19 protein-coding genes and 1 pseudogene are annotated in these 20,376 nt (G+C 69.9%); 8 read left to right on the forward strand and 12 right to left on the reverse strand.

All coding sequences use genetic code 11. From position 1 onward, the window contains the following. Window positions 1-119 precede the first annotated feature (119 nt). Window positions 120-690 (reverse strand): annotated as a pseudogene (locus tag ACZ67T_RS39830) (helix-turn-helix transcriptional regulator); the annotation flags it as partial. Window positions 691-758: 68 nt separating this feature from the next. On the opposite strand from ACZ67T_RS39830, the gene ACZ67T_RS39835 reads away from it, so the two are divergent. From ACZ67T_RS39835 to ACZ67T_RS39845, 3 genes are all read left to right on the forward strand, one after another. After that, window positions 759-887, forward strand: coding sequence for a hypothetical protein (locus tag ACZ67T_RS39835; protein WP_469991077.1), 129 nt, complete (start codon window positions 759-761; stop codon window positions 885-887). 108 nt (window positions 888-995) lie between these two features. Then, on the forward strand, window positions 996-1,475 hold the full coding sequence (locus ACZ67T_RS39840) for an aldo/keto reductase (RefSeq protein WP_469991079.1): 480 nt from the start codon (window positions 996-998) through the stop codon (window positions 1,473-1,475). A gap of 226 nt (window positions 1,476-1,701) precedes the next feature. Then, window positions 1,702-2,046 (forward strand): MFS transporter, encoded by a 345-nt coding sequence (locus ACZ67T_RS39845; RefSeq protein ID WP_469991081.1) that lies wholly within the window; start codon window positions 1,702-1,704, stop codon window positions 2,044-2,046. An 81-nt stretch (window positions 2,047-2,127) separates the two neighbouring features. Here the strand turns inward: ACZ67T_RS39845 and ACZ67T_RS39850 are convergent, their stop codons facing one another. The 10 genes from ACZ67T_RS39850 to ACZ67T_RS39895 all read right to left on the reverse strand — a co-directional run bounded on the left by ACZ67T_RS39850 (window position 2,128) and on the right by ACZ67T_RS39895 (window position 12,495). Beyond that, entirely contained in the window at window positions 2,128-3,663 is a 1,536-nt protein-coding gene (locus ACZ67T_RS39850) for an MFS transporter (RefSeq protein WP_469991082.1), read from the reverse strand. Between the two features lie 61 nt (window positions 3,664-3,724). Continuing rightward, on the reverse strand, window positions 3,725-4,141 hold the full coding sequence (locus ACZ67T_RS39855; protein ID WP_469991084.1) for a VOC family protein: 417 nt from the start codon (window positions 4,139-4,141) through the stop codon (window positions 3,725-3,727). Beyond that, on the reverse strand, window positions 4,138-4,908 hold the full coding sequence (locus tag ACZ67T_RS39860) for an SDR family NAD(P)-dependent oxidoreductase (RefSeq protein ID WP_469991086.1): 771 nt from the start codon (window positions 4,906-4,908) through the stop codon (window positions 4,138-4,140). Before ACZ67T_RS39860 ends, ACZ67T_RS39855 begins: the two co-directional genes overlap by 4 nt. A gap of 178 nt (window positions 4,909-5,086) precedes the next feature. Then, window positions 5,087-5,863, reverse strand: coding sequence for an SDR family NAD(P)-dependent oxidoreductase (locus ACZ67T_RS39865; RefSeq protein ID WP_469991088.1), 777 nt, complete (start codon window positions 5,861-5,863; stop codon window positions 5,087-5,089). Window positions 5,864-5,897: 34 nt separating this feature from the next. Then, window positions 5,898-6,884: a LysR family transcriptional regulator gene (locus tag ACZ67T_RS39870; RefSeq protein ID WP_469991090.1), complete on the reverse strand. Its 987-nt coding sequence runs from the start codon at window positions 6,882-6,884 to the stop codon at window positions 5,898-5,900. Window positions 6,885-7,088: 204 nt separating this feature from the next. Beyond that, window positions 7,089-8,045, reverse strand: a complete 957-nt coding sequence (locus ACZ67T_RS39875; RefSeq protein WP_469991092.1) for a fumarylacetoacetate hydrolase family protein — start codon at window positions 8,043-8,045, stop codon at window positions 7,089-7,091. A 4-nt stretch (window positions 8,046-8,049) separates the two neighbouring features. Beyond that, a complete protein-coding gene (locus ACZ67T_RS39880) occupies window positions 8,050-9,408 on the reverse strand; it encodes an FAD-binding oxidoreductase (RefSeq protein ID WP_469991094.1) in 1,359 nt (452 codons plus the stop codon). Further along, window positions 9,405-10,376 carry a cyclase family protein gene (locus ACZ67T_RS39885; protein ID WP_469991096.1) on the reverse strand — a complete coding sequence of 324 codons (972 nt, stop codon included), beginning with the start codon at window positions 10,374-10,376 and terminating at the stop codon, window positions 9,405-9,407. Before ACZ67T_RS39885 ends, ACZ67T_RS39880 begins: the two co-directional genes overlap by 4 nt. Continuing rightward, the gene (locus ACZ67T_RS39890; RefSeq protein ID WP_469991097.1) at window positions 10,373-11,374 is read right to left on the reverse strand and encodes an amidohydrolase family protein; all 1,002 of its coding nucleotides are present in this window, start codon (window positions 11,372-11,374) and stop codon (window positions 10,373-10,375) included. The genes ACZ67T_RS39885 and ACZ67T_RS39890 overlap by 4 nt, the downstream gene beginning before the upstream one ends. Further along, window positions 11,371-12,495, reverse strand: a complete 1,125-nt coding sequence (locus ACZ67T_RS39895; RefSeq protein ID WP_469991099.1) for an FAD-dependent monooxygenase — start codon at window positions 12,493-12,495, stop codon at window positions 11,371-11,373. The genes ACZ67T_RS39890 and ACZ67T_RS39895 overlap by 4 nt, the downstream gene beginning before the upstream one ends. A gap of 378 nt (window positions 12,496-12,873) precedes the next feature. Here ACZ67T_RS39895 and ACZ67T_RS39900 point away from each other — a divergent pair, with 378 nt between their 5' ends. The 5 genes from ACZ67T_RS39900 to ACZ67T_RS39920 all read left to right on the forward strand — a co-directional run bounded on the left by ACZ67T_RS39900 (window position 12,874) and on the right by ACZ67T_RS39920 (window position 19,014). Then, window positions 12,874-13,794 carry a fumarylacetoacetate hydrolase family protein gene (locus ACZ67T_RS39900; protein WP_469991155.1) on the forward strand — a complete coding sequence of 307 codons (921 nt, stop codon included), beginning with the start codon at window positions 12,874-12,876 and terminating at the stop codon, window positions 13,792-13,794. Next, entirely contained in the window at window positions 13,791-14,726 is a 936-nt protein-coding gene (locus ACZ67T_RS39905; RefSeq protein ID WP_469991101.1) for a VOC family protein, read from the forward strand. Before ACZ67T_RS39900 ends, ACZ67T_RS39905 begins: the two co-directional genes overlap by 4 nt. A 41-nt stretch (window positions 14,727-14,767) precedes the next feature. Next, entirely contained in the window at window positions 14,768-16,066 is a 1,299-nt protein-coding gene (gene hisD, locus ACZ67T_RS39910) for a histidinol dehydrogenase (RefSeq protein WP_469991103.1), read from the forward strand. Then, entirely contained in the window at window positions 16,054-16,827 is a 774-nt protein-coding gene (locus ACZ67T_RS39915) for an SDR family NAD(P)-dependent oxidoreductase (RefSeq protein WP_469991105.1), read from the forward strand. Before hisD ends, ACZ67T_RS39915 begins: the two co-directional genes overlap by 13 nt. A gap of 276 nt (window positions 16,828-17,103) precedes the next feature. Next, the gene (locus ACZ67T_RS39920) at window positions 17,104-19,014 is read left to right on the forward strand and encodes a hypothetical protein (RefSeq protein ID WP_469991107.1); all 1,911 of its coding nucleotides are present in this window, start codon (window positions 17,104-17,106) and stop codon (window positions 19,012-19,014) included. Window positions 19,015-19,095: 81 nt separating this feature from the next. Here the strand turns inward: ACZ67T_RS39920 and ACZ67T_RS39925 are convergent, their stop codons facing one another. Further along, window positions 19,096-20,322, reverse strand: a complete 1,227-nt coding sequence (locus tag ACZ67T_RS39925; protein WP_469991109.1) for an IS110 family RNA-guided transposase — start codon at window positions 20,320-20,322, stop codon at window positions 19,096-19,098. Window positions 20,323-20,376: the final 54 nt, after the last annotated feature.

The raw sequence follows: 20,376 nt of genomic DNA on the forward strand, positions 1-20,376 counted from the left end.
CAAACGCGACCCCGAACGCGCCATGCGCCGCATGACCAAAGAAGCCAACAGCCTCGGACTGACCGTCCGCTTCGAACCCATCACGGCTGGCTGACCTGCATCGTCCACTCTATTTTCGTGTCAGACCCCAGCAGGGCGACCGAGGTTCCGGCGGTCTCCTCCCAGCGGGGATAGAAGTCGTGGGAGCGGGGGTCGAGGAACTGGAAGCGGGCCAGGTTGACCGGGCGGGGCGCGTCGTCGGCGTACAGCGGCGCGTACAGGGCGCGGGCCAGGCGGTTGGTGGCCAGGATGTCGAGACGCCCGTTGTGCACGAACGCCACGGCGTCCGTCATGGCGTCCAGGAGGTGCTGCACCGCCGGGCGAACCTGCCGCGGAGTGCGGCGTCGTGGCGTGCGCCGGGGGGAAGCGTTGGCAGCACGCGCAAGATCGAACAGGTGGGTGCGCTCGGCATCGTCGAGTTGCAGAGTGCGGGCCAGGGCTTCGTAGGACGGCCTCGGATGCACCGGCGAGTTTCCCACGTTCCAACCGCGCGTAGTACTCGACACTGACCCCTGCGAGCATGGCGACTTCTTCGCGGCGCAGCCCGGGGACACGGTGATGGCCGCCGCCCGCGGACAGCCCGGCCTGCTCCGGTGTGATCCGCGCACGTCGAATGGTCAAGTAGTCCCGGGTCTCGCTGCGGTGGTCCACACCACGAGGCTACGACGCTCCAGCATGGGCACCGCGGCTTGCAGAGGTAGACCGGCATCCCCGTCTCGTTGGTGATGGCTTGGTGCTCGGCCGTCTCCCGGCACACGCTGTCCAACAGGGTCGAGATCCCCAAGCTGGGGCGCGGCGCGGTGGAACGGGGCGTCACGTTCGACACCGCCGAGGTCTACGGCCCCTAGGTCAACGCGGCGCCGTCAGTGACCTCATCACGGCCGGGAAAGTACGCCACTTCGGCCTGTCCGAAGCCTCCGCGGCCACCATCCGCCGCGCCCACGCCGTTTCACCCGGTGACCGCGGTGCAGAGCGAGTACTCGCTGTGGACCCGCGATCCCGAGCCCGAGGTGCTGCCCACGCTGGCCGAACTGGGCATCGGCTTCGTCCCCTTCAGCCCGCTGGGCAAGGGCTTCCTCACGGGTACGGTCGATGCGACGACCACCTTCACCGACGGGGATGGCCGTGGCACGATTCCGCGGTTCAGCGACGACAACCGGGCCGCGAACCAGGCGCTGGTCGACCACGTGACCGCCCTCGCCCGGAGCAAGGACGCCACTACCGGGCAGGTAGCGCTGGCCTGGCTGCTGGCCCAGCACCCGTGGATCGTGAACATTGCCGGGACGCGCCGCATCGAACGGGTCCAGGAGAACGCGGCAGCGACCGAGCTCGCGCTATCCGCCGACGAAGTCGCCGAGCTCAATGCCCTGGCAGCGGACCTCGGCGTCCACGGAGACCGCTACAACGAGCACCACATGAACCTCGTCAACGGCTGACACGGCACACAACGAGCGCCGGGCAGCCACCGAAGACCGGCCGCCCGGCGCCCTCGTACGCTGCGCGGGCCCGCAGGGTCCCCCTCGCGGGACGGGGGTTGCGCCAGTACCCGGAACAGCCGTGCCTTCCCCGCGCACATGACCTCTCTGGATACGTGCAGGGCCACAGCGCGCCGCCCACCGCACCACGGCCCCATGCTCCGCACCTGGCCGGAGCCATGCGCCGATGCCCAAGACCGTCCACCGCCGTCGTCTGCCTCCTGGAGCCCTGCCCCATGACATCACCTGCTTCCTTCGCCCCGCGCGCCGCGCCTTCGGACTTGGCCTCGCGGTATTCGTAGCGGCCTCCGCCGCCTGCGGACTCGCCCCCAGCCTGCCGGTCCTCATCGCTGCCCGACTGGTGCACGGGGCCGGCGCGGCGGCCATGATGCCCATCAGCCTGGCTCTGATCCGCGAGGCATACACCGACCCGGCCAAACGGGCCCGCGCGGTCGCCCTGTGGGCGGTGGGCGGCGCCGTCGCCTCAGCAGCCGGACCGGTCACCGGCCGCGCGGCCAGCCTGATCAGCTGACGGCCCGTCACGCCGATGTCTATTCTGGCACACGCCTGAAAACCGCCTCCGAACGTCCGGGAGCGGGGCCGGCAGACCAACTCAGGCCGATGCCGCCTGCTCGGCCAGGTCGCTCTTGCCGGGGATGGTGTCCCGTGCGGCGTTCTTCCGTACGAGGAAGAGCGTGACCACCGCGCCGAGCAGGGAGGCGCAGCCGCAGATGACGACGCCCGTGGTGAAGGCGGAACCGAGTGCGTCCTGGGCCGCGGCGCGGGCACTGTCGCTACCCGCATTGACCAGGGCAAGGGGACCGCCGCCCGCCTCGATGGCCGCGTCCTTGCCGGAGACCTTTCCGACCAGGGCCGAGGAGGCGAGGCTCATCGCGACGGTGGAGATGACGGCAGGGCCGAGGCCTTGGCCGAACTCGCGGACCAGGCTGGTGGCACCGGACGCCATGCCGGTCATCTCGATCGGGACGGCGTTCACCGCGGCCGCCGTCAGCGACGACACCACACAGATGAAGCCGATGCCGAGAAGCAGCACCGGACCGATGAACGCGGCCAGCGACGTGGTGGTGATGGGCAGTGCCGCGATCCAGAACTGGCCGGCGGCCATGGGGATCAGGCCGCCCGTCAGCAGCCAACGCGGCTCGACCTTGGTGAGCATCCGGCTCAGGACCGGGGCGAGGAGCAGCGGAATCAGCTGCAGGATCACGAATGGCATGCCCGCGTCCAGGGCATCAAGGTGCATCACTGCGCCGAGCCTGATCGAGACGGAGTACGCGGTGCCGATGAAACCGAACATGCCGACCAGGGCGACAACGGCGGCGGCGGCGAACGACGGGATCTTGAGCAGTTCTAGGTTGAACATGGGCGACGTGGCCCGCATCTCGGCGAACACGAAGCCGATGATGGCCACGGCCGCCAGCGAGAGGGCGCCGATGATGGCCGGGCTGCTCCAGCCGCGGTCACCGCCCTCGATGACACCCCACAGCAGCGCGGTCAGGCCGACAGCGATGGTGATCTGGCCCGGCCAGTCGAGGGTGCGGCCCGCGGGCGCCTTGGTGTCCGTGACGAACCGGAACACGCAGACGGCGACGATCAGACCGAGCACGACCGGTGGCACGAACGCCCAGCGGAAGTCGGCGACCGTGGCGAGGACGCCCGAGGAGAGCGGGCCGACCGCGGAGGCCAATGAGATGCTCAGCGCCCAGGTGGAGACGGCCTTGGCGCGTGACTTCTCCTCAGGGGTGAGGGCAGCGATCACGGCGAGGGAGCTGGGGAAGAGGGCCGCGGCGCCGAGACCCGCGAGGGCCTGGCCGGTGAGAAGCATGGTGATGCTCTGCGAGGTGGCGTTGAGCAGTTCACCGAGTGCGAGGACGAGTCCGCCGAGGACAAGGAGACGCTTACGTCCGAACAGGTCGCCGACCACACCGAAATTCAGCTCGAGAATGGCTGTGGGGAGGATGAAGGCCGATGTCACCCAGGCCATCTGGGCGCCTGAGGCGCCGAATGCGGACTGGATCTCTCCATTGATCGGCGAGGGCACGGTGATACACATCTGTGCCGCGGCGACGGCGAGGCAGCACGCTATGAGCGTTCCCCTGTCGAGCCGCTTCAGGGCGTTCAATTCCGTCATGGTCTGTTGTCCTCACGCTGTTTCATGTTCACGTTGAAGTTCGTGCTGGCTTCCCGGTGCCTCACGGACGTTCTATGAGTTCGATGAGATTGCCTTCCGGGTCGCTGACCCAGGCCATTCGGATTCCGGGTTCGGGTGAAGGACCGGGCTTCACCCCTTCGCCCGCGCCTCTCGCCCGCAACTCCTCGTAGAGGGTGTCGAGTTCAGGGGTGGTGATGGCGAAGTGGCCGTAGCCCTCGGTGAGGGTGGCGGTGATCGGGTCTGGGGCCCGCAGGCCGGGCCGTGAGCCGGGGCGGGCGAGGAGTTCGAGCCGCCAGCCGTCGGGGTGTTCCAGGACGGTGCCCCGCAGGCTCGGGCCTTCGAGGTGGAACTCGAAGACACTGGTGAGGCCGAACGCCGTGCGGTACCAGCAGGTCAGCGTGTCGAGGTCCCGGACGTTGATGCCGACGTGGTCGAGGTGGGCGCGCACGCCGCTCACCCGGCCATCGCACTGTCGCCGCCGTCGACCATGAGGTTAGCGCCGTTGACGAACGCGGCTTCGTCGGAGCAGAGGAACGCCGCCACGCGCGCGATGTCCTCGGGCTGCCCGACCCTGCCTACCGGTATTCGGGCCTCCAGCTGCGCCTTCGGACCGTTGGGGTCGTCCAGGAAGGGCGCAGTGGCGGGGGTGCGGGTCATGCCGGGGGCGATGGTGTTGACCCGGATGCCGTGCCCGGCCCCTGCCGCGCACAGGTGCCTGCTCATGGCGAGCACTCCGCCCTTGGCCGCGCCGTGCGGCACCATCGGCATGAACGGCGCGCCGCGCACGGCCGCCACGGAGGCGACGTTCAGGACGGTTCCGCCGCCGCGCGCGATGAGGTGTGGCCAGGCCGCCTGCGTACAGAAGTACGGGATGTCGAGCTCGTTCTTGATGGTGAAGTACCAGTCGTCGGCGGGCATGTCGGCGAACGGGCCGTTCCGCAGTGCGGAGGCGTTGTTGTAGAGGATGTCGATGCCGCCGAACGCCTTGATGCCAGCTTGGATCCATTCCTTCGCGCCGCCCTGCGTGGACAGGTCGACGGGGGCGAAGGAGCGCATGATGCCGCCGGCCTTCTCGACCAGTTCCACGGTTTCCGCGGCGGATTCGGCGTCGATGTCGCAGCCGAAAACGGTGGCACCTTCCGCCGCGAAGATCTGGGCGGCGGCGCGCCCTATTCCTGCTCCGGTGCCGCTGATGAAGGCCACTTTTCCGGCGAGTCGGGCCATGATGTCGATTTCCCTTTTTCTGTGCGCGTGCTCACTGCTGAAGCCGCAGAAGATGCTGAAGACGCTGAGGTTTGTGGAGGTGGTGAAAGCGTAGGGAGCCCTATTCGCTGGAACAAGAATTGAGTCACGATGGGTGCATCGGGCGTTCGTATGGCTGGTATGCGGCGCGGGCCCGCTCTCAACTCACGGGCGCGTCGAGGGCATTGGTGATCGCTTTGACGCCGCCGTGTGCCGCGTAGCCGCCGTCGACGGTGATCTCGGCCCCGTTCACGTACGAGGCGTCGTCGCAGAGCAGATAGACGACCAGCGGCGCGACCTCGTCGACGGTTCCGGCGCGGCCCTGCGGGGTCATCGCCAGGTGCGCCCGGACGAACACCGGGTTCGCGCCGTCCATGAGCGGGGTCTCGATGTAGCCGGGGTGGATCAGGTTGGTGCGGATGCCGCGCGGGGCGAGTTCGAGGGAGGCGACCTTCGACAGGCCGCGCAGGGCCCATTTGCTGGCGGTGTACGCGGCCGCGTGGTGTGCGGTGAGTGCGGCGACGGAGCCGACGTTGACGATCGAGGAGCCGGTCGGCATCAGCGGGGCGAGGGTCTGCATGCCGAGCATGGGCCCCGTCGTGTTGACGGCGAACGCCCGCTCCCAGTCGGCGAGTTCGATGGCGCCGAGCCGGGCCCGCATGGGGATGCCCGCGTTGTTGACGAGCCCGTGCACCGCGTCCAGCGAGTCGCCGAGCGCGGTCCACTCGTCGGGCGAGGTGACGTCGAGGTGGCGGCCGCTGACGTCGAGGCCGTCGCCGCGCAGCTTCGCTGCCAGCGCCTGCAGCGCGTCGTCCTGGACGTCGGTGGCGATCACCCGCGCGCCCTCTCGCGCGACGGCCTCCGCCTCGGCGGCGCCCTGCCCCTGGGCGGCTCCGGTGATGACAACGGTGCGTCCGGCGAGCCGAGTTGAGCTCATGGTCGTCCTCCAGATGTGGGGTGGTGCGCCCACGCTAGGAAGCGGCCGTCATCTCCGGAAACGCGAGTTCACCATGACTGCCATCAGCCGGACGAATGTCCTCGGGCAGGGGCGCGTCGAGACCGGCGCCGACCTTGCGCACGGTGTCGCGCAGCCAGCGGTGGGCGGGGTCGGAGTGCCGGTTGTGGTGCCAGTACATGGCCTCGACCAGAGGGACGTCCGGAAATGGGGTGGGGACCACGGTGCAGCCGGTGAACCCTTCGTAGCGCCGGGCAAGTCGCTCGGGCACCAGGGCCACCAGATCGGTCCCCGCGACCAGGAACGGCATCGCGCTGAACCCGGGCGTGCTGACCTGCACGCGCGGCGTGACACCGAGGGTCTCCAGCTGCCGCTCGGCCGGTGTCTGCGTCTTGCCCAGCACACAGGCCGCGTGCGGCATGTCGGCGAGATCGGCGACGCTGAGCCGTCCACCGGCGCGCAGCCGGGGGTTCTCCCGGTCCACCAGACACACGAACCGGTCGTGCATCACCGCCTCGCTGACGCCCGGGAGCTGGTATCCGAGCGGCACGATCATGAGGTCGTGGCAGCGCAGATGTGTCTCGGTCTCCAGCTGCCCGTTGACGATGGGGTGGAAGTCGATCCGGGTGCCGGGCGCCTCGTCGGCCATCACCCGCAGCAGCGGTTCGACGAGGACCGTCATCACGTAGTCGCTCATGACGACGGAGAACCGCTGCCGGCTGCGTGCCGCGTCGAAGTGCCGGGTCAGCGACAGCGCCTCCTCGGCCTTGCCGAGCGAGGCCCGCACGACCGGCAGCAGCCGTTCGGCGAGCGGGGTGAGCTCGTACTCGCGGCCGACGCGCACCAGCAACTCGTCGTTGAAGTGGCGGCGCAGACGGCTGAGCGAGCCGCTCATCGCGGACTGGCTGGTGGAGAGGCGAACCCCCGCGTGGGTGACGTTCTTCTCCTCCAGGAGGGCTTCGAGCGCCACCAGAAGGTTGAGATCGATCGCTCCCAGGCCCATCGGTGTCCCCTTTCTCCGGCTTCCTCGTCGAAGCCCGGCGAAACGGGAGCGTAACCACGCCCCCGGCCTGCGGGAAGAGGCCCGGGGCCGATCACCACCAGATGCGATGGCATCCATTGCCCAGGCACATGTTCGCAGGTGAAGGGAGGTGCGAATACACAGCGCATGCATGGCGCAGGCACAGCCGTCGCGGGCCTGGATGTGCTACGGGCGCGGGGTGCGGCCCCGTTTCCGGGCCCGCGGCAGATAGGCGTCGGCGCGGCCCGGGACGATCCGGTTGGAGAGGGTGCCGAGGCGTTCGACGCTGAGGGTGACCTCGTCTCCGGGGACGAGGGGCGGCGGGGTGCGCTCGCCGACCCGGCCCCAGTGCTCGGCGAGGGCGCCCCAGCCGCACGTGCCCGAGCCGAGGATGTCGCCGGGGCGCACCCAGGCGTCGCGGGAGGCGTAGGCGACCATCTCCTCGAAGGTCCAGGAGCAGTGGGCGAGGGTGTCCCGGCCGATGAGTTCGCCGTTGAGGGTGACGGTCATCTCCAGGTCGAGGAAGCCGTCGCCGTCGCGCCGGTCCTCGACTTCGTCGGCGGTGACGAGGCAGGGGCCGAGTGTGTTGGCGAAGTCCTTGCCCTTGGAGAAGCCGAGGCCGAGGTTCTTCTCGGGTTTCTGCAGGTCGCGGGCGGACCAGTCGTTGAAGATCAGGTAGCCGACGAGGTGGTCGCGGGCCCGCTCCGGGGTGAGGTCGCGTCCGGCACGGCCGATGACGGCGCCGACCTCCAGCTCGAAGTCGAGCACGGAGCAGCCGGCGGGAATCGGTACCTCGTCGCGGGCGCCGTGTCCTGCGTGGGGGTTGGTGAAGTAGAAGTTCGGGGCGCGGTACCACTCCTCGGGTACGTGTTCCAGGCCGTCCAGGGATTTGGAGACGCCCTCGATGTGCGCCTCGAAGCCGACGAAGTCCCGGATGGACGGAGGCGTGAGGGGTGGCAGCAGCCGCACCTGATCGACCGTCAATTCGGTGGAGGCGGCGAGGGCTTCACTGCCTGCCGCATGCAGGGAGTCGTCCTCGATGAGCCCGAGCACGGTGGTGCCCGGCGGCAGCGGATGCACGGCGCCGTCGCGCACGACCCCGGCGCGCTCTTCACCTTCGTACTCGTATGTCGCGAATCGCATGACGTTAGTGCTCCTGCTCCCAGTGGTTGGTGTTGGTCACGGCGGAGGTGCTGAGGTGTCCGGCGAAGAGGTCCTTGGGGTCGCGGGCGGCGCGGACCCGCTGGAGTCGCTGCCACTGCTCGTCCCCCATGAACTTCACCTGGCGGACGGTGAAGTCGGAGTCGCCGAGGTACTGGCCGACAGTGACGGGTTCCATGGCGGCCATGGCGTCGTCGAGCCAGCCGCGCAGTTCGGCGTCGCGGGACGCGTCGTCGTACACGACGTACGAGGCGCAGTAGATCTCCGACTGGAGGGAGAACGCCATGTCGTCGGGGAGCGCCCGCAGCGGCGCCATCGAGAACCAGATGGTGAAGGTCTGCCGGGTGGGGTGCTCGGTGAAGGCTTTCCGGATCGCCGGGACCACGTCCTGCGCACTGCCGCTCAGCCAGGCGTTGTCGACGAGATAGCGGTGGCCTTCGGGGTTGGCGGTGCGCTGTCCCTGGAGTTGCTCCGCGAACGTGGTGGGTTCGGCTTCGACGCGGAAGACGGCCCGGTCGGCGTACGGATTGGCGTGCAACGGGGCCAGTGCTTCGGCGGCCTCCTCGGCGGTGTCGGTCAGGGCGACGCCGGTGACGAGGAGCAGCGGCTCGTCGGCTTCCGGCGCGGTCTGCGTCAGGGCGACGATCTCCACCACGTCCGACACCGTGTGGTGCATGCCGTGCAGCCACGTCATGACCTCGTCGAACAGGCCGAGCGGATAGCCGTGGACCGTGTGCGCCAGGTGGGCAGGCAGCGGGCGGGTGCGCAGGTGGAAGCGGGTGACGACGCCGAAGAAGCCGGGGCCGGCGCCGCGGGCCGCCCAGTACAGGTCGGTGTTCCGCTCCGCGTCGGCGCGGACGAGTTCGCCGTCGGCCGTGACGATGTCGAGGGCGACGATCTGCTCTGCCGCCCAGCCCCAGCCGCGCGCGTTCCAGCCCTGCCCGCCCTGGAGCAGAAATCCGCCGATGCCGACGGACGGGCAGTGGCCGCCGCCGAAGAAGCGGCCGAACTGTGCGAGGTACGGTCCCAGTTCGTCGCCGCCCTGCACGCTGGGTGTCGCCGTCACGATGCCCGTCGTCTCGTCGTACGTGATCTCGCGGAAGTCGCCGAGGTCGATCAAGAGGGCGTCGCGCCGCACCGACCAGGCGGCCCAGCTGTGCCCGCCGGAGCGGACGGCGACCTGCCAGCCGCGTGCGCGGGCGAGGCGCACGCCGTCGACGACGTCCTGTTCGCAGGCCGCGTTCAGCACGGCGGCAGGCGTACGTCCTTGGGGACGGCGGGAGTTGAAGACGCGGCCGAAACAGGCTTCGGTGAAGCCAGTGTCGTCGGGAAGGATCAGGTTCATTTCATCGCAATCGGGTTGACGGGGGCGCCGACCGCGCCGGTGACCGGCAGTGGCGCGGCGACCAGCAGGAACTCGTGGACGCCGTCGGCGGCGCAGTCCGCGGCGAGCTCCTCCAGGTCCCACATCTCGCCCAGCGGCAACCCTATGTTGGGGATGGCGATCTGGTGGAGCGGCGACATGGCGGGCCCCGGGAACTCGTAGGGCCGGACCTCAAGTCCCCATGTGTCGGAGGCGATTGCGGCGATCTCGGTGCGGTGCAGCCAGCCGAGCGTGGTGAAGGAGAGGCCCGGGGCGTCCCCGGCGGCGTAACCACCCCACTCGCCGAGGCGCTTGACGCGGCCGAGCTGTCCGGTGCGGACGAGGACGATGTCGCCGCGGCGCACGCCGGACGTGGCCCCCTGCGCCTCGATCGTGGCGCGCAGATGTTCTTCCAGGATGGGGAATCCGTCGGGGAGTTCACCGAGTTCGTCGCCGACCGCGCGGCCCACGTCGAGCAGGACGCCGCGGCCGGTGAAGGCGTCCCGCATGTGCTCGATGCCGGTGACCGAGTCGCCGTTCCCATTGACGATGGTGCAGGAACGGCCGTTCCATGCCTGCTTGTTGTCGTAGATGTGGCCGAGACCGTCCCATTGGGTGGAGGCCTGCAGCGGCATCACGACGTGGTCGTCGGCACCGCCGAAGCCGTGCGGGAAGCCCTGCGTTCCGGCGGCGGCGTCCGAACCCGTGTCCTTCATGTAGTGCACGGGGTTGATCCGGCCGCGGAAGCCGCGCTGCGGTCCGTCCTCGTTGAACTCCTGGGACAGCGAGAAGGAACGGCCGCGCCGCACGAGACCGGCCGCGTGGGCGCGGATCGCGTCGTCGATGTGGTTGAGCGTGCCGAGCACGTCGTCCTCACCCCAACGACCCCAATTGCGGTACGCGGCACGGGCCTTGGCGAGCTCTTCTTCGATCGGGCCCAGAGCGCTCACAGGGTCGTTCCTTTCAGCAGGTGCAGTGCGTTGCCGCCGGCGATGGCGGCCCGGTCCACCGGATCGAGCCCGGCCGCGTCCAGGCGGGCCACGGGGTCGGTGACCCCCATGTCGAAGGGGTGGTCGGTACCGAGCACGACCCGGTCTGCACCCGCCTCCTCGACCAGGTGACGCAGCGCACGCGGCGTGTAGACGAGGGCGTCGAACCACATGCGCCGCAGGTACGTGCTCGGGGGCTCGGCGCAGCCGCGTGCGTCGGGGCGGTGGTGCCAGGCGTGGTCGGAGCGGCCGATGTAGGTGGGGAGGTAGCCGCCGCCGTGCGCGGCGACGATCCGCAGGCCGGGGAAGCGGTCGAGGACGCCGCTGAAGATGAGGTGCGAGAGGGCGACGGTCGTCTCGGTCGGCTGGCCGACGGTGTTGCCGAGGTAGTGGCCGGCCAGGCGTTCGCCGAGCGAGCAGCCCCAGGGGTGGACGAAGACGACGGCGCCGAGTTGCTCGGCCCGGTGCCAGACGGCGTCGTGTGCCGGGTCGGCGAGTTCGCGGCCCTCGACAGCGGTGGAGACGCTGATGCCCGCCAGACCCAGGTCCTGCACGGCTTCACCGAGGAGGGCGACGGCCAGGTCGGGGTGTTGCAGCGGCACGGTACCGAGGCCGCGCAGGCGGTCGGGGGCTGCGGCGCAGTGCGCGGCCACCGCCGCGTTGACGGTGTGGGTGCGGTCGACGGCGAGTGCGCTGTCCGCCCAGTAGTGGTGCATCGGCATCGGACCGACCACCTGGACGTCGACACCCATCGCGTCGAGGTCGGCGAGCCGCGCGTCCACCGACGTCAACTTGTCGGCGAGGCGTGCGAGTTGGGAGCGGTTGATGTCCAGGGAGGCGGCGCCGTGGATGCGGGCCTCGGCAGCCCGTTCGGCGGCGAGTCCTGGGGCGCCGGCAAGCAGCGCGTCGGCGGCCGGGACGGCGAGATGGCCGTGGAAGTCCACGACAGTGCCGGTCATGCGGCGGCCGTCAGCGCGTCGAGCGTCTCGGACATGATGCGGGCCGGGTCGCAGCCGGGGGTGTCCGGGTGGATCTCCCAGTCGGCGAGCTGGAGGGAGTTCTCCAAAACCATGCGGACCCGGGGCATGCGCCGCGCCCGGAACGTCTCCAGTGCCTGTTCCACCGGGCCCTCGCCGGTGACCATCTCGGCGAGCGTCACCGCGTCCTCCATGCACATGGCGGCGCCCTGTGCGATCAGCGGCGGGCACGCGTGCACGGCGTCGCCGACGATCACCGCCCGGCCGCGGTGCCAGGGCTCCTCGACGAGCAGCGCCTCGATCCACCGGTAGTCGACGGGCGCCTCGTCGGGCAGGCCCGCGACGACCTTGCCCCAGGTGCCTGTGTAACCGGCGCCTCGCTCGCGCATCAGCGCCAGCGAGGTGTTCGCCCCGATGAGTGAGGCGTCGAGGTTCTCGTCGAGCAGATACGCGTAGCACTCGTCGGCGGAGATCGGGCTGTAGCCGGCCTTGTAGCGGGGACCGCCGTAGTACACCTCGGCGCAGTCCATCTCCGGCGGCCGCGCCCCCACCACCCTGAAGATCGACATGCCGACGGGGCGGGGCCGGGTGGCGATGCCGAGCATGGCGCGCATCTGCGAGTTGATGCCGTCGGCGCCGACCACGAGGTCGTACCGGCCGCTCGAACCGTCCGTGAACCCGACGTCCATGTGGTCGCCGCCCTGGTCGAGCCGCTCCACGCTCAGCCCGAGGCGGACCGTCACACCGTGCGCGTACACGGCGTCGCAGAGCGCGTCCTGAAGGTCCGCGCGGAGCGCTCCCGCCGTGGACGGCAGATCGGGTCCGCCGGTGTGCGGGGTGGGAAGTTCCGTGATGAGGGAGCCGTCGGCCCTGCGCAGCCGCATCGTGTCGAACGGCACGGCCCGCGCGAGCACCCGGTCGAGGACGCCCACCGCGCGCAGGGCGCCGAGGGCGTTGCCCTGCAGGGTGATGCCGTGGCCGACGCCGAACCACTGGGGGGATATCTCGACGAGCTCGACGTCGGCGCCTCGCTGGGCGAGGGCCAGGCTGAGCACGCTGCCGGTGATGCCGCCACCGACGACGAGCACCTTCTGTACGGGCATGGGCGATCCTAGGAACGTAGAAAAGAGAGAAGGGAGGGAAGGGGCGAGGGGGGAAGAGGGCGGTAGAACGGGGCAGGTCAACGGGGCACTGGAGCGAGTGCCTTCGAGCCTGTGCGGGCGAGCGCCGCCGGTCAACGGATCGAGGCATCGGCCCTGGGGACGTCATCCATCCCGTACGGCGATGGACCCGCAGATCAGGGCCGTCGGCATGCGGTGCGGTCCGGCGATGGCAGGCATCGCGAAACACCATTTCCGCCGACCGTGCGCGGTGCCTAGCGTCGAACGCATCCGCACCACTGGATTGCGCTAGGAGAGTCTCCCGTGCCCCGTCCCGATCAACTCCCCCCCGATATCGTCCCGTTCGCGCTCGGCACCTTCATGGATGAGGTCACGGGCCGCCACTTCCCCGGCCTGGTCGCGGACGACCGGGTGCGCGACCTCTCCGCCGAGGTGGCGTCGGTCCGCGCGCTGGTCGACGAGTGGGCGGCCTGGCTGCCGCGTCTGCACGCCCTCGCCCAGGACTCCGCAGGTCCCTGGCACGCCCTGGCCGACCTGCACGTCCGTACGCCGATCGAGCCGGGCCAGATCCTCCAGTCGGGCGCCAACTACCGCAAGCACGTGGTCGACCTGGTCGCCGCAGAGAAGGAGAGCGTGCACGGCGCCACCCCCGAGGAGGCCCGCGCGGACGCCGAGCGGATGATGGACGAGCGGGCCAGGAACGGCGTGCCGTACATCTTCCTCGGTTCGCCGCGCGCCCTGTGCGGCCCCTACGACGACATCGTGCTGCCGGCACTCGGCGAGCAGCACGACTGGGAGCTCGAACTCGCCCTGGTCATCGGAAAGTCGGGCCGCGACATCCCGGAGTCGGAGGCGATGTCGTACGTCGCCGCGTACACCATCAGCAATGATCTGACCACCCGGGACCGGCTGTACCGGCCGGATCTAAAGGCGATCGGCACGGACTGGTTCACGGCGAAGAACGCCGACACGTTCCTGCCCACGGGCCCCTTCCTAGTGCCGGCCGAGTTCGTCGGCGACCCGGGCGACGTCCGGATCACCCTGCGCCACAACGGTGTTGTGCGCCAGGACGAGTCCACCAAGGACATGATCTTCTCCATTCCCCGGCTCATCTCCTACGCCTCCACGACCACCACTCTGCGCCCCGGCGATCTGCTGCTGACCGGCTCACCGGCCGGCAACGGCGCGCACTGGGGTGTCTTCCTCAAGCCGGGTGACGTCCTTGAGACGGAGATCCCGGGCCTGGGACGGCAGCGCAACACCGTCAGGAGCCACGCATGAGCTTCCCCCCGATCACTCACTTGCGCCATGTCGACCTGGCTGTACCGGACTTCGCGACCCAGCGCGCCTTCTACGGCACGACCTGGGGCCTGACGGAGGTCGCGAACGACAGCCGTGTCGCGTTCTTCGCCGCCGAAGGCAGCCCGGAGCAGTACGTCGTCCGGATCCGCGAGGACGAGCGCAAGCGCATGGACCTCGTCGCGTTCGGCGCCGTGTCCGCCGCGGCCGTCGACGAGCTGGCACTGCGTCTCGCCCGCGCAGGCGTACAACTCATCCACGAACCCAGGGACTTGGACACCCCAGGCGGCGGCTACGGTCTGCGTTTCTTCGACCCGGAAGGCCGGGTGGTGGAGGTTTCCGCGGACGTCGCGACCCGCACCCACCGCAAGATCGAGGAGCGCGAGGCGGTCCCGGTCCGCCTCTCGCACGTCGTCATCAACTCCCAAAACCCGGAAGGTCTGCGGGACTTCTACATCAAGCACCTGGGCTTCCGGCTCACGGACACCCTCTACTCGCCGCACATGGGCGACCTGATGTACTTCCTGCGCTGCAGCCCGCTGCACCACTCCTTCGCGATCGCCCGCGGGCCCCATGTCTCCCTGCACCACGCCTCGTTCGAGATGCGCGGCGTGGAGGAGTACATGCGCGGCACGGGCCGTGCGCTGCGGGCCGGCACCAGGCTCACCTGGGGTCCCGGCCGGCATCTCGCCGGCGACAACACCTTCTCCTACTTCCACGACCCGCACGGCAACACGGTCGAGTACACGACCGAACTCGCCGTCCTGGACGAGGACTTGTGGCATCCGGGCCGCCACGACGTGGACGACCCGGTCACGCAGGACCAGTGGGGCACGGCGGACCCGATGAGCGAGTCGGTCGCCAAGGAGCAGTTCAACGATCCCGACGTGCTCTTCGAAGCACCGCCGGTATGAGTCACCGCACTACTACACCCGCAGAGAGGCCGTAAGCAGTCATGGCTGAGATCCTGAAGCACGCCGTCCCCAAGGCCGAGATGACCGCATCGCTCGACCAGGTGCGCTCGACCGTCGCGGGCGTCATCGCCGACATCCGCGAGCGCGGTGACGACGCGGTGCGCGCGTACTCGCAGAAGTTCGACAACTGGTCGCCCGAGTCGTTCCGGCTCAGCGACGCCGACGTGGAGAAGATCGTGGCGTCGGTGCCGCGGCAGGTCATCGACGACATCACGTTCGTGCAGGACCAGGTGCGCGCGTTCGCTCGCCACCAGCTTGACTCCATGGGCGAGTTCGAGGTGGAGACGCTCCCCGGCGTGCGCCTGGGGCACAAGCACATCCCGGTGCAGGCCGCGGGGGCGTACATCCCGGGCGGGCGTTACCCGCTGACCGCGTCCGCGCACATGACGATCGTGACCGCGAAGGTCGCGGGTGTGCCACGGGTCGTCGCATGCACTCCGCCGATCCACGGCGAGATCCCGGCGGCCACGGTCGCCGCGATGCACCTGGCGGGCGCCGACGAGATCTGGCTGCTCGGCGGGGTGCAGGCCGTCGCCGCGATGGCGGTCGGCACCGGCACCATGCAGCCGGTCAATCTGATCGCCGGCCCCGGCAACGCCTACGTCGCCGAGGCCAAGCGGCAGTTGTTCGGCGAGGTCGGCATCGACCTGTTCGCGGGACCGACCGAGATTCTGGTCCTCGCGGACGAGGCCGCGGACCCGTTCGTCTGCGCGGTCGACCTGCTCTCCCAGGCCGAGCACGGCCCTGACTCCCCCGCCGTCCTCATCACCACCTCACGCGAGGTCGCCGAGAAGACCATCGCCGAGGTCGAGCGGCTCCTGCCGACCATGCCGACGCGCGACTACGCCGAGCCGGCCTGGCGCGACCACGGGCAGGTCCACGTGGTGGGCTCGGTCGACGAACTGTTCGCGCTGGCCGACGAGTTTGCGTTCGAGCACGTCGAGGTGCTGACCGCCGAGCCGCGTCTGGCGCTGGAGAAGATGACGCAGTACGGCGCTCTCTTCCTCGGCGAAGGCACCTGCGTCTCCTTCGGCGACAAGGTCATCGGCACGAACCACGTCCTGCCCACGCGCGGCGCCGCCCGCTACACGGGCGGCCTGTGGGTCGGCAAGTACCTGAAGACCGTCACGTACCAGGAAGTCACCGACACCGAGTCGCAGGCACTGCTCGGGCGCCTGTGCGGGCGGGCCTCGCGCGTGGAGCTGTTCGAAGGACATGCGCGCTCCGGAGACGTACGGGCGGCGCGGGCGGCCGGGGACGCGCTGCCGTGGAACGAGTGAGCGGCCTCCAAGGGCGTACGGCCCTGATCACGGGCGGTGGCGGACCGCTCGGCCGCGCCTTCGGGCGGGCCCTCGCCGCGGCCGGGGCGAGGGTGATCCTCACCGGCCGGGACGAGCTGTCGCTGAAGGCCGCCGCCGACGGGATCGGCCCGGGTGCGAGCACGGCGGTCTGCGACGTCACGGAGCCGACGTCCGTGCGCGACCTGAGCGGCCAACTCGCTGACGAGGACGTGTCGTTGCTCGTCAACAACGCGGGCGTCGCGGGCCCGGTCCGTTCCCTCGTCGACATCGAGCCCGCCGAGTGGGACGACGTGTTCGCCGCGAACGTACGAGGCGTGTACCTGATGTGCCGGGCGTTCCTGCCGCCCATGCTGGCAGCCGGGCGCGGCGACATCGTCAACATCGCCTCGGTGAGCGGCAAACGGCCCCTGCTGAACCGCACCCCGTACACCGCCTCGAAGATGGCGCTGCTCGGGCTGACCCGCACCCTCGCCGGTGAGGTCGGGCCGCGCGGCATCGCCGTCAACTCCCTCTCCCCCGGCCCGGTCCGCGGCCCCCGCATGGACCGCAACTTCCGGCTCACCGCCGAACTCACCGGCTGCACCGTCGAGGAGGCGGAGCGGGACTTCGCGTCGCGGGCCGCGCTCGGCCGCCTGGTGGAGGAGGACGAGGTGGCGCAGGCCCTCGTCGCGATGCTGGCGATGCCCGGCCTGTGCGGCGCCGACATCGACCTGTCGGCAGGGATGATCGCACCCGCGTAGCAGGACGCGCACAGGTGTGGGGCGGCCGGGAAGGACCACGGCCGCCCCACAGCCACGCCCGCACCCGACCCTGTGACTCCGCCAGGAAACAGGCCTTGCGATCCGAGCCATCGCCGTCCCACATGTGTACGTCGATGCCCTGTCCTCCACCGCGCCCGCCTGCTGTACTCACGCCCACCGCACCTCAGGTTCCGGACGCGGCCGGCGCGCCCTCGCGCCGCCGGCCCTGCGCGCCTCCGGACCCCTTCGCGCCTACGAACTGTGGAAAGGCATTCCATGTCGCAGATCAACCGACGCCGTTTTCTGATCGCCGGTTCGGCGACGGCGTCAGCCCTGCTGGTCCCGTCGGTGACCGCCACCGCCGCCCGCGCCGCCACCCGGACCACGGGCCGGAGGCTGACGGTCGGCCCCGGCGAGACGCACACGGTGTCCGCCACCACGCGCCTCGGCCGGCTGACCGTGGTGAGCGGCGGCATTCTCGCCGCTCCCGACGGCTCCACCCTCACGCTCACTGTGGACGGTGTGGAGACCGGTCAACTCCTCACCGGGACCGGAGGCACCGCGACCCGCATCCAGGCGGGTACGTACTCCGGTGACGTCGTGCTCACCGTCGCCACCTCGAACGCCGTCACCTACGAGACGCTCACCTTCCCGTTCCGTCAGGCGGTGTACGTCGACGCGGACGGCGTCGTGCGCGACGAGTCGGTGCTCGCCGCGGTGCGGGGCGGACGGCTGACCGACACGGCGGCCGAGGGCATTTCGATCGCGTCGACGGGCGAGTGCTTCAACGGTGTGTACGTGCGGGACGCCGCGTACACGCTGAAGAACACCTCGTTCGTGCTGACCGGCAACGGCCGCTGTGACTTCGCGGGTTACGGTGCCGCGGTCGTCGGCGACGGCTCGGCGACGACGCTCGTCGTCGACGGTGCCACCATCGTGAACCGGGGGGTGGTCCGCACCGCGGTCATCTCCAACGACGGCGCGAACGTCATCGTGAAGAACTCCTCGATCCGCTGCCGCAACGGCGAACTGCCCGCCGACTACCAGGCGACCGTGGAGACGCCGTACATGGAGTCGGTGCCGTGGATGCTGGGCCTGGACGGCAACGTCCGCGCCACCAACCTCGTCGGCAAGGGCAGCAGGGCCACATACCTCAACTCAACTGTTCTGTCGGAGACTTGGGGAGCACTGTCCGTCGAGGGCGGCAGCGCGCTCAAGCTGACCGCGATCAACAGCCGTATCGGCAACACCGGCCGCTACGGCTACGGCACCTACGCCATCGGCGACGCCACCGTCCGCGTGCTCGGCTCCCGGCTCGACGTCGGCTCGTACGCGACGATCATCGCGGGCCCGGCGGCGGTCGTGCACTACGGCGACAGCACCCCGGACGCCGTCTCCGACCTCAACGACGAGCTCGCACTCGGCCTGTCGGCCTCCGAGCTGCGGGCGATCCCGACACGGTCCACGACCATCGACTCCGGCCACTTCGGCTGGATGTTCTTCGGCGCGGGGCAGTTGACCGTGGACGGCGGCACAGTCGTCGACTCGGCCATGTCGACCTTCCTCAACAAGGGCCAGCAGACGACGATCTCGGTCGACGGCTCGAAGGGCGCCCGCCTCAACCCGGGCAACGGCGTCATCCTCCAGATGATCGAGCTGGACGACCCGGGCCCGGTCCAGGTCGACGGCAAGATGATGAACGTCGGTGTCTACACCGAGCCGACGACCGACCCGACGAAGGACACCGCCTTCGACACGACGGCCACGCACACGGCGGACGGCGCGGCGACGTTCACGGACATCGCGCTGCGCGGGGACTTCTACAACGCCATGCGCACGGGCAAGAACATGGTGCTGACGTTCACCAAGTCGGCTGTGGAGGGCGTCATTTCGGCGACGTCGGCCAAGCACCGCGTGTCGACGATCGACGCCGACAACTTCTACGACCTGGGCGTCGTCACCAACACCGTGCAGGCCGCGGTGAACAACGGTGTCGTCGTCACGCTCGGCCGGGGCTCCTCGTGGACGGTCACCGGCACCTCGTACCTGACGTCGCTGACGCTCGCCGCGGGCGCTTCGGTGCGTGCGCCGCGCGGCAAGAAGGTGACGCTGACGGTGGACGGCACGGCGACGGAGCTGACGGCGGGGGCCACGTACAGCGGGGCGCTGACGCTGACGGTCGCCTGAGACAACGCGTGAGTGAGGCGCGGTCCCCGGACAGGGGGCCGCGCCTCAGTCGTGCGGTCAGACACCCCATGTCGTTTGGTGTCAATCGGCATGGAGGTGGGTGTGGTGCGACCAGGCGGTCGATTCGTCGTAGCGGGTGCGGGTTTTGAGGCAGCCGTGGAGGATGCCGACGAGTCGGTTGCCGAGCTGGCGGAGGGCTGGGTTGTAGCCGGCCTCACGGGCGCGTTGCTTGTCGTAGTAGCTGCGGGCGCCGGGTGAGGCCCGCAGGGCGGAGAACGCCTGGGTCTGAAGCGCGTCGGCGAGCCGGTTGTTGCGGACGTAGCGGGCCTGGACGGTGTGGCTCTTGCCGGAGGCCCGGGTGATGGGGCTCGTGCCGGCGTAGTTCTTGCGGGCCTTCGCGCTGGCGTATCGGGTGGGGTCGTCTCCGAACTCGGCGAGCACCCGGGCGCCGACGATCTCACCGATGCCGGGCATCGAGAGGTAGATCTCAGCGTCCGGGTGCGCCAGAAAATGTGCCCTCACCTGCTCTTCCATCACGGCGATCTGCTCGTTCAACGCGATGATCAGACGGGCGTGAGCGGTGGCGGCGGCCGCGTAGGCGGCGGTGACCGACTCCGGCAGGCCAAGCTGCCGCTCTCGCAGCGTGCTCTGGATGGTGGCCGCTTTGGCGTCCCGGTTGTGGCGGCGGTGGCGGGTCAGGACGGCGGCGATCTGGGTGCGGGTCAGCTTCGCCGCCGTGGCCGGGGTAGGTGCCTTGACCAGCAGTTCCAGCGCGTCCGTGTTGGTCAGGGCCAGGTCCGCGTAGGCGTTCAGGGCGGCGGGGAAGTACTCGCGCAGTGTGGTGCGCAGCCGCTGGAAGGTGCGGGTGCGTTCCCAGATCAGACTCTGGTGGGTGCGGGCGACGACCTTCACGGCCTGGGCGTGCTCACCGTCGCCAGCCACCGGCCGCAGCTGGGACCGGTCGATGCGGACCATGTCGGCGAGCGCGTGCGCGTCGCCCTTGTCGCTCTTGGCTCCGGAGGAGCCATACCGTTCCTTGAAGCGGTTGACCTGCCGGGGGTTGATCGCGAACACCTGGTAGCCGGAGGCGATCAGGGTCTGCACCCACGAGCCGCGGTCAGTCTCGATCCCAACCACGATCTCGGCCGGGTCCAGGCCCTCGCCGCCGTGGCGGGCGACGAGTTCGTGCAGTTTCGCGATGCCCACCACCCCTTCGGGCAGGTTCGCGACGGCCAGCTTCCGGCCGCTCTCGCCCTGGACCTCGACATCGTGGTGATCTTCGGCCCAGTCATCACCGATCAACAGCAACAGACCCTCCCCAGTCACGTACTTCCCACAGCGGTGCAGCCTGCGGAAGGCACG

The organism is Streptomyces sp. NPDC107517 (assembly GCF_055582645.1).